The sequence below is a fragment of the Thioalkalivibrio sp. genome, assembly GCF_041690275.1.
In the GTDB taxonomy this organism is placed as follows: Bacteria; Pseudomonadota; Gammaproteobacteria; order Ectothiorhodospirales; family Ectothiorhodospiraceae; genus Thioalkalivibrio.
Genome location: NZ_JAWLHP010000064.1, coordinates 1 through 9176, shown reverse-complemented (window position 1 = coordinate 9176; position 9176 = coordinate 1). Strand labels below are relative to the sequence as shown.

The following is a 9176-nucleotide window of genomic DNA, read 5'->3' as shown; positions in this document are numbered from 1 at the left end:
CGTAGGGTGGGCAAAACGAAGTGTGCCCACCACAGCCCCACGCCGGGGAGCAACCGGCGAACGGAGCCTGCCGGCGAACGGGGAGCTCGTAGGGTGGGCAAAACGAAGTGTGCCCACCACAGGCCCACGCACGGCGGCAACCGGCGATTGGAGCCTGCGCGGGGCGCAAACGAAGCCGCCCGCCAGGGGTCTGGCGGGCGGCTCCGGTAAGGGATGGGGCCCGCCTTGCGACGGGCCTGAACAACGATGGGTCTAGCTGGTGCCCACGCGCGGTACGCGCACGTCCTCCACCAGGTGCTGGATGTGCTCCGGCGGGGCCTTCGTGACCTTCATCACCAGGAATGCCGCGATGAAGTTCAGGATCGCGCCGATCACGCCGAAGCCGGTCGGGTTGATGCCGAACAGCCAGTACTCGGCGGTGTCCGGGAACATGTTGGTGCCCGGCAGGAAGAACCAGCCCTTGAACAGGAAGATGTACAGGAGTGTGGCTCCAAGGCCCACCAGCATGCCGGCGATCGCCCCCTCCCGGTTCATCTTCTTCACGAAGATGCCCATCATCAGCACCGGGAACAGGCTGGCCGCCGCCAGACCGAAGGCCAGCGCGACCACCTCCGCCGCGAACCCGGGTGGATTGAGCCCGAGATAGCCCGCCAGCAGGATGGCCGCCGCCATCGCGATCCGTCCGGACAGCAGTTCGGCCCGTTCCGATATCCCGGGCGTGATCACCCCCTTCATCAGGTCATGGGATATCGAGGACGAGATCGCGAGCAACAGGCCTGCGGCGGTCGACAACGCCGCCGCGATACCTCCCGCCGCGACCAGTGCGATCACCCAGTTCGGCAGGCCTGCGATCTGCGGGTTGGCGAGCACCATGATGTCGCGGTCGATCTTGGTGAACTCGTTGCCTTCCCAGCCGTAGTCCTCGCGGGCCATCTCCGCGAATTCCTCGTTCTGGTCGTTGTAGTACTGGAGCCTGTCGTCCTCGTTCTTGTCCTCAAACTCCAGCAGACCGGTCTGCTCCCAGCGCACCATCCAGTCCGGCCGTTCGTCGATCACCACGTTGCCCTGGGGTTCGCCGACTGGGCCCGGCTGCACGGTGTTGATGAAGTTGTACATGGCCATCGCGCCCACGGCGGGGGCGGTGGTGTACAGGATGCCGATGAAGACCAGCGCGAAGCCGGCGGACTTGCGGGCGTCACGCACGCGCGGCACGGTGAAGAAGCGGATGATCACGTGCGGCAGACCCGCGGTCCCGATCATCAGCGCCAGTGTCAGCAGGAACATGTTCAGCAGCGACATGCCGGTGATGGAGGTGTAGGCGGCGAAGCCCAGATCCATCAGGGTCTGATCCAGTGCCTGCAGCAGCTGCGTGTCCTCGCCGACCAGTGTCGAACCCAGGCCGATCTGCGGGAAGGCGTGCCCGGTCAGCGTCAGGGAGATGAAGACCGCGGGCACGGTGTAGGCGAAGATCATGATCACGTACTGCGCGATCTGCGTGTAGGTGATGCCCTTCATCCCGCCGAACACCGCGTAGATGAACACCACCACCATGCCCGACACCAGGCCGACGGTCAGGTCCATCTCCAGGATGTTCGAGAACGCGATCCCGACGCCGCGCATCTGCCCGATCACGTAGGTGATCGAGATCACCAGCAGGCTGATCACCGCAACGATGCGCGCGGTCTTCGAGTAGAAGCGGTCACCGATGAACTCGGGCACGGTGAACTTCCCGAACTTGCGCAGATAGGGCGCAAGCAGCAGGGCCATCAGCACGTAGCCGCCGGTCCAGCCCATCAGGTAGGCGCCCCCGGTGAAGCCGAGGAAGGCGATCAGGCCCGCCATCGAGATGAAGCTGGCCGCGGACATCCAGTCGGCCGCGGTGGCCATGCCGTTCAGGATCGGGTTCACGCCCTTGCCGGCCACGTAGAACTCGCTGGTGCTCCCCGCCTTCGCCCAGATCGCGATCCCGATGTAGAGGACGAAGGTCGCACCAACGACCAGAAAACTCAGTGTTTGAAGGTCCATGGCGTATCAGTCCTCGTGTACGTCGAACTTGCGGTCCAGCACGTTCATGCGCCAGGCGTAGACGAAAATCAGCACGATGAAGGTGTAGATCGAGCCCTGCTGGGCGAACCAGAAGCCCAGGGGGTAGCCCCCGAGGCTGAAGGCGTTCAGCTGCTGCGAGAGCAGGATGCCGAACCCGAAGGACACGACGAACCAGATCGTCAGAAGTATCGCCAGCAGCCGCAGATTGGCCTTCCAGTAGGCGGCTCTGCTTTCCTCTAGTGTCATGGGAATGTCTCCTTGGTGGTGGTGTTGAGGTGTTCCTCCGACACGCGGTCAGAGCTGGTACTGAACCGCAAGCTGACCCTGCAGCTTGCGGGCCTGCCGGAAGGCCTCCTTCAGCACCCTTGCCTCCAGGGTGCCGAGTTCCTCCGGACGGATTCGGTTGCTGTCCTCGCGGTCCGCGTCCAGCGCCTGTTGCTGGGTGCGCAGCCGCAGCATCTGCAGATAGCGCAGGGCGGCATGATAGTCGCGGGCATCGTTGGCGCGCATCGCCCCCGCCGAGACCGCCTGGTCCAGACGGTCGTGGGTGCGCGTGGCCGGCAGCTCCGCGGCCAGCGCGATCACCCGCGCCCCGTCCACGAAGGGCGTCAGGCCCTGCAGCTTGATGTTGACGCCGCCGCTGCCACTGCGGATCTCCCCGAACAGCCCCAGCGGCGGGCGGAAGCTCATCTGGTTGGCCGCCATCTGGCGCCGGAAGCGGCTGTTGAAGGCGGTCTTGCGCAGCAGCTCCGAGCGCAATGCCTCGACCGGGTCGCGGTCGCCATCGATCGCGCGCAGATCGAAGAAGATCGAGCTCTTCAGCAGATGTTCCGGGGTGCCCTGGTCGATCCAGCGCCCGAAGCGCCGCTGCCACTCCGGGCCGCTGAGACAGCATTCCGGATTGCCCGCCATCACGTCGCCGGGGCAGAGGTCGAAGCCACACTCGTCCAGGGCCCGGTTCACCGCCTGGGCATAGGGGAGGAGGCACGCGCGCACCGTGTCTTCCTTTCCCCTGTCGCAGCGGAAGAGGATGCCGTTGTCCTGGTCCGTCTTCAGCGCCTGTTCCTCGCGGGCCTGGGACCCGAAGGCGAGCCAGGTGAAATCGATGCCTTCGATGTCGTGCTCCTGTCGCAGCAGTGCCAGCACCCGGCGCGTCGCGTGGTCGTTGATGCGGGTGATCAGGCGGAGGATCTGGTCCGCCTCGGCCCCCTGGCTGATCACCGCGCCGATCAGCCGTGGCACCTCGCGCAGCTGGGCGGCGATCGTGGCGACGGTGTCCGCGCGCAGGATGCCGCGCACCAGCCGGTCCAGTGTCAGCGGATGCGAGGTCAGCAGGTCACGTTCCCCGAGTACCCCGACCAGGCGGCCGTCGGCGACCACGCAGATGTGCTTCATCCCGTGCTCGGCCATGGTCTCGATGCCCTCGAAACCCGGGGCCGAGTCGGGCAGGGCAATGGGATCCGGGGTCATCACCTGACGCAGCGCGGTATCGAGCGGCAGCTCTTCCAGCGCAACGCGGGCGAGGAGGTCGGTCATCGTGAAGATGCCGACCGGCCGCCGGTCGTCGTCGACCGCGACGATGGAGCCGACCCGGGCGTCGCGCATCGCGGACAGCGCCTCGCGCAGCGACGCATCCGCTGCGCAGGTGACCGGGTCGCGGGCGATGCGGGCCCCCAGCGGGGTGTTCAGCTGGCCGCTGCCGCCGGCGCCGCCGAGGTTGCGCGTCAGCAGCCCCTGGTGCACGCGCTCCAGCAGGCTGGCCAGGCGTCGGGAACAGAAATCGCTGAAGACCTGCGACCGGGACCGCAGGCGGTCGAAGTCCTCGACCGACAGCTCGAGACAGATGGTGTCCTCGAGCGCGCGATGCACCGTGTGCACCGGCCGCCGACCCAGCAGTGCGCCGATCGGGAAGGATTCGCCAGGCACCAGTTCCCAGGCCTTGCCGGAAATCTGCTCGTCCTCGCTGGGAGTCTCTCCGCGGACCCGGCCCTGGCGGATGATGAAGAAGCGTTGCGCGGGTCCGCTGTCGGGATCGGTGATGCGTTCGCCACTGGCGTAGAACCGCGTCTCCAGCCGGGGCAGAAGGAATTCCAGCGCGTCCGGTTCGAGCTGGTCGAACGGGGCGTGCGTGTTCAGGAATTCCCGGGTGGTGTCGAGCGCGTCGGCCATCGGCTGCCGGAGGGTGATGGACTCATCGCGACCAGGAAGCAAGAATCAAGCCATGATCCGCCCCCCGCAGGCACAAGGACTTGCGAGCGGCCGGAGAGGGCGGCGCCCCGCGGCTGTTACATCCGGTAACAGCGGGTGTTACGCAAGGTAACGCGGCCTCGCGGTGTGCGGTGTCCGGAGCTGGCTGCCGCGCGCGGCGCGCACCGACCGCCCCTCGCCACCGGCGGAGCAGTGGGGGAGGGTGATCTTCACCCCTCCGCGTGGCGCGAATCACCGTGATCACCCGGTCCGGGGCAGATTCTCGCGCTGGCGGCGCTCCCACAGGGTCTTGCGGCTGATGCCGAGGGCGCGCGCAAGCTCCGTCTCGTTCATGCGGCCCTGGTTCTCGATCACGAAGCGCCGGAAGTACGCGTTCAGGCTGGCGGTGCGGGAAGGGTCCTCGACCGTCGCGGGGGCAAGGCCGAGATGCTCCCAGTCGATGCGGTTGTCCTCGGACAGGACCACCGCGCGCTCCAGCGCGTTGCGCAGTTCGCGGACATTGCCCGGCCACGCGTACTGGTGCATGCGCCGGCGCGTCCGTTCGTCCAGGCTCAGGCCGGATGTGTTGAAGCGCCGTCCCAGCTCCCCGAGAAAATGGCCGGTGAGCAGGTCCAGGTCCTGCAGGCGTTCCCGCAGCGGCGGGATGCGCAGCTCGAGCACCCGCAGCCGGTAGTAGAGATCGGCGCGGAATTCGCCCGCGTCGATCATCGCCTCCAGGTCCCGGTGCGTCGCCGCCAGCAGGCGCACATCGACCCTTCTGGCCTGGTTGGCGCCGACCGGCCGGATCTCGCCCTCCTGCAGCACGCGCAGCAGCCGGGCCTGGGCCGCCGGGGCCAGTTCACCGATCTCGTCGAGGAACAGCGCACCCCCGTGGGCCGACTCGATCAGGCCGGTGCGGGCCTTGACCGCACCGGTGTAGGCACCCTGGGCGTGTCCGAACAGTTCCGCCTCGACCAGGCCCTCCGGTATCGAGGCGCAGTTGACCGGAACGAAGGGCTGGGCAGCCCGCGGGCTCAGGGCGTGGATCGCCCGCGCCGCAACCTCCTTGCCGGTGCCCGACTCGCCCCGGATCAGCACGGTGGAGTCGGCGGCGGCGACCTTGCGGATCTGCTGGCGCAGCGTGACGATCGCGGGAGATTCACCGATCAGTCCCTGCTCCTGCCCGGCAGGCCCTTCCGGCACGTCGGGATGGCGTTGTTGGCCGCTGCTGCGCAGCGCGGCGCGCAGGGTCAGCAACAGGGCGTCGTGATCGAAGGGCTTGGCGATGTAGTCGATCGCGCCGGACTTCATCGCCTCCACCGCCGAGGTGATCGAGGCATAGCTGGTCATGATCACGGTCGGCAGCCGCGGATATTCTCCGATCAGGGCCGTGCCCTCCCCGTCGGGCAGGCGCAGGTCGGCGAGCACCAGATCGAAGTCGCTGCGCTCGGCCTGTTCGCGGGCACCGCAGAGGTCATCGGCCAGCGCGATCTCGAAGCCGTGGTGTTCGAGGAACCGGCGCACGGCCCGCCGGATCGCCGCTTCGTCATCGACCAGGAGGATTCGTGTCATGCCTGTCTGCCGGTCGGCAAGGTCAGAGTGAATTGGGCACCGCCCTCGGCTGCGTTCATGGCCGTTAGGCTACCACCATGGTCCTGCACGATGCTGTAGGCGACGGGCAGTCCAAGGCCTGTGCCCCGGCCGGCGGGCTTGGTCGTGAAGAAGGGTTCGAACAGCCGGTCCAGCGTGGCTGCGGCAATCCCCGGTCCCTCGTCATGGATGGTGATGCGCACCGCGGCGCCCGTCCGGCGCGCCCGGACACGGATCGCCGCGCCGGCCGGCGAGGCCTGCTCCGCGTTGGTCAGCAGGTTGATGAAGACCTGCAGCAGCTTCGGTCGTGCGCCCAGCACCGACTGCTCCGCCAGTCCGTCCAGTTCGTAGCGGATGTCCTTGCGGCCCGCGAGGCGGGTCAGCCGGATCGCCTCGTCCACCAGCGCGGCGAGATCGACCGGCTCGAAGCGGTTGCGCGGCGGCGTATCGGAGTGGGCAAAGGCGACCAGCGACTGCACGATGGTGTTGATGCGCCGTGTCTGGCCAATGATGTCCTCCGCAATGTCGCGGATCTCCCCCGGGTCGTCCTCCAGCGGCAGGGTCTGCGCGAGGGAGGCGATGCCCGCCAGCGGGTTGCCGATCTCGTGCGCGACACCGGCCGCGAAACGCCCGATGGACGCGAGCCGGTCGCCGTGGGCCACCTCGCTTTCGAGCTGCACCCGGGCGGTGACATCCTCGATCAGGATCACGTAGCCCTCGCGGTGACCCGCGGTCACTGCCACCGTGGACTTGTGCAGGTTCAGTCGCCGCGGGCCGCGGCGGGTCTCCAGATTCAGCTTGTAGAGCTGCCGGTCGTCGCTGTCGAGGAAGGCCTGCAGCAGCCCGCCCCAGGGCCGTTCCAGGCGCTCGACGAGCTGGCCCACCGCAGCACCCGGCCGGATACCCGTGAGTTCGGCCAGCGCGTGATTCCAGCCGGTGACCTCGCCGCCGGGGGTCAGGCTGCACACCCCGAGCGGCAGTTCGTGCAGGATCTGGCGGTGGAATCGACGCAGCGCGTCGAGTTCGGCCGCCAGCCCGGTCAGCGGCAGGCGGGCATCCTCCAGCTGCTGCTCGATCCGGCGCAGGCTCTCGCCGAGGCTCGAACGGCCGGCGGCATCCAGGCGCAGGTGCTGATCCACGATCATGCGGGCGAGAACCGGCCCGAGCAGGCCCGAGAGGTTGCGCTCGATGCGCTCGCGCAGCCGCTGCAGGTCCCGGCGCGATCGCGTGTGCCGTGGCAGGCCGAGATCGTCCAGTGCCCGCTGCACCTCGTGACGGGCCGGCATGCTGCCGAGCGTGTTCGCCAGCTCCGCCTCCATCTCGGGCACGTCACGCGCCAGTGGCAGGTCGATGGTGGCGTAGATCGGCTCGCGCGGGCAGCAGACCTGACCGGCCTCGACCTCCTGCTGGTTCGGCCGCGACAGCAGCGACCCGAGGATGAACAGCACGGTGTTCGCCCCCAGACTGACCGTGAGGGCAAAGGTCCAGGGATCGAGGCCGCCGCCGGCGGCCAGCTCCTGCAGGCGGGGCGCCTGCGGCCAGATGCCGGCGTTCCCCAGCAGCGGCGTGACCAGACTGAAGAACCAGCCGGTGATGCCGGCGGCGAGTCCGAGCAGGAAGCCGTTGCGGGTCGCCCGCGGCCACAGCAGCAGGCCGAAGAAACCGGGCAGGAACTGGGCCACCGCAGCGAAGGAGATCAGGCCGAGCTGCGCCAGGCCCTCGATCACCTGCAGCAGGCCGTAGAAGCCGTAGCCAAGGGCGATGATCAGCACGATCCAGATGCGCCGCCCCCACAGCAGGTTGCGGTACAGGTTCGCCGGCATGCCCTGGCGTTCGCGCAGGCTGGCCGGCGGGGACAGGTAGTTCATTCCCATGTTGGCCAGTGCCAGCGTGGTGACGATCATCATCGCGCTCGCCGCGGACAGGCCGCCGACGAAGATCAGCAGCGCGAGCGTCGGGGACTCGAGCCGGGAGGCCAGCCCCAGCGCATAGTAACTGGTCTGCTCGGTGAGCCCGGCCGCCTGCCCGGCCCAGTAGAGCAGTGGCATCGGCAGGTTCAGCAGCAGCAGGAACAGCGGAAAGCCCCAGGCCGCGCGGTTCAGCGCCTCGGGGTTGATGTTCTCCGTGAACAGCATGTGAAACTGCCTTGGCAGCAGGAAGGCGGCGGCGAAGGCCAGCACCATCAGGCTGGTCCAGCCACCGTCGAATACCGGCTGGTACAGCGCGGTGACCGCCTCGGGGTGCGAGGCCAGCCAGCGGTCCAGCCCCCCCAGCCCCCCGAAGACCGCGAACAGCGCGATAGCGGCGATGACGAGCAGCGCAACCAGCTTCACCACCGACTCGAAGGCGATCGCCACCACCAGCCCCGAGTGCTTCTCCCGCGGCGAGATGTGCCGCGCCCCGAACAGGATCGCGAACAGCGCGATGGTGGCGGTAAAGGTGAGCGCCAGCAGGTGCGGCGGCGTGTCCGCGGTCAGGACCGCCGCCGACTCGGCGACCGCCTTGATCTGCAGCGCGATGTAGGGGAGTACGCCGGCCAGCATGAACAGCGTGACCACCGGCCCGGTGAGCCGGCTGCGGTAACGGAAGGCGAAGAGGTCCGCCAGCGAGGTCAGCTGATGCTCGCGCACCAGCACCAGAATCGGTCGCAGCAGGAACGGTGTGGCCGCAAACGCCAGGGTGACGCCGAGATAGATGGTCAGGTAGAGATAGCCGTGGGTCTCCAGGAATCCGAGATTCCCGTAGAAGGTCCAGGAGGTGGCGTACACGCCCAGCGACAGCGTGTACACCCAGGCGTTGCCGGCGATCCTCCCGAAGGCCCGCGAGCGCTCTGCCGCGAAGGCGATGGCGAACAGCGCCGCAAGGTAGATCACCCCGACCGCGTAGACGAGGCCGAGGCTAAGGGTCACGGCGTCCGACCATCGTCAGCGCGATCAGGCCCACGAGCGCCCCCCAGGCGGCGAAGGGCCACCACCAGGCGGGTGCGATGGCGGCGACCCACGGCACCACCGGCGACAGGAACAGCAGCACGCCGATCAGCAGCACCAGCACGCTGGCCCCCTGGCTCACCGTCGCCCCCGCGCATTCAGCATCGATGTTCCGACATGTGTCATCGCTCCTGACCCGGCCAACGATCATAGTGCCGCGGGCAACGCCACTGACTTTAGCGCGAAAACATAGCCGCGGAAGAACCCCGACCGTGCGGACAGCAGGGAGCCGCTCCCACAAGCCACCGCGAGCCCCTGTGGGAGCGGCCTCCTGGCCGCGATGGCCTTCGCCCGGTGTGCCATCGCGGCTGGAAGCCGCTCCTGCGCGGGCAGTGCCGTGGGTTTGTGGGAGCGGCCTCCTGGCCG

The 9176-nt window shown here is 68.2% G+C and carries 6 protein-coding genes; all 6 read right to left on the bottom strand.

The window, feature by feature from the left end; genetic code table 11:
* Positions 1 to 252 precede the first annotated feature (252 nt).
* The 6 genes from ACESMN_RS11520 to ACESMN_RS11495 all read right to left on the bottom strand — a co-directional run bounded on the left by ACESMN_RS11520 (position 253) and on the right by ACESMN_RS11495 (position 8892).
* Positions 253 to 2025, bottom strand: a complete 1773-nt coding sequence (locus ACESMN_RS11520) for a sodium:solute symporter family protein (protein ID WP_373053746.1) — start codon at positions 2023 to 2025, stop codon at positions 253 to 255.
* A gap of 6 nt (positions 2026 to 2031) precedes the next feature.
* Positions 2032 to 2292, bottom strand: coding sequence for a DUF4212 domain-containing protein (locus ACESMN_RS11515; RefSeq protein WP_373053745.1), 261 nt, complete (start codon positions 2290 to 2292; stop codon positions 2032 to 2034).
* A 48-nt stretch (positions 2293 to 2340) separates the two neighbouring features.
* Positions 2341 to 4215: a DUF294 nucleotidyltransferase-like domain-containing protein gene (locus ACESMN_RS11510; protein ID WP_373053744.1), complete on the bottom strand. Its 1875-nt coding sequence runs from the start codon at positions 4213 to 4215 to the stop codon at positions 2341 to 2343.
* A gap of 279 nt (positions 4216 to 4494) precedes the next feature.
* A complete protein-coding gene (locus ACESMN_RS11505) occupies positions 4495 to 5805 on the bottom strand; it encodes a sigma-54-dependent transcriptional regulator (RefSeq protein WP_373053743.1) in 1311 nt (436 codons plus the stop codon).
* Entirely contained in the window at positions 5802 to 8732 is a 2931-nt protein-coding gene (locus ACESMN_RS11500) for an ATP-binding protein (protein ID WP_373053742.1), read from the bottom strand. Before ACESMN_RS11500 ends, ACESMN_RS11505 begins: the two co-directional genes overlap by 4 nt.
* Entirely contained in the window at positions 8722 to 8892 is a 171-nt protein-coding gene (locus ACESMN_RS11495) for a hypothetical protein (RefSeq protein ID WP_373053741.1), read from the bottom strand. The genes ACESMN_RS11500 and ACESMN_RS11495 overlap by 11 nt, the downstream gene beginning before the upstream one ends.
* Positions 8893 to 9176 lie beyond the last annotated feature (284 nt).

What these genes read in the sequence shown, in the direction of transcription:
- ACESMN_RS11515 (WP_373053745.1), bottom strand. Translation starts at nt 2,292, where the DNA reads ATGACACTAGAGGAAAGCAGAGCCGCCTACTGGAAGGCCAATCTGCGG.
- ACESMN_RS11520 (WP_373053746.1), bottom strand. Translation starts at nt 2,025, where the DNA reads ATGGACCTTCAAACACTGAGTTTTCTGGTCGTTGGTGCGACCTTCGTC.
- ACESMN_RS11505 (WP_373053743.1), bottom strand. Translation starts at nt 5,805, where the DNA reads ATGACACGAATCCTCCTGGTCGATGACGAAGCGGCGATCCGGCGGGCC.
- ACESMN_RS11510 (WP_373053744.1), bottom strand. Translation starts at nt 4,215, where the DNA reads ATGGCCGACGCGCTCGACACCACCCGGGAATTCCTGAACACGCACGCC.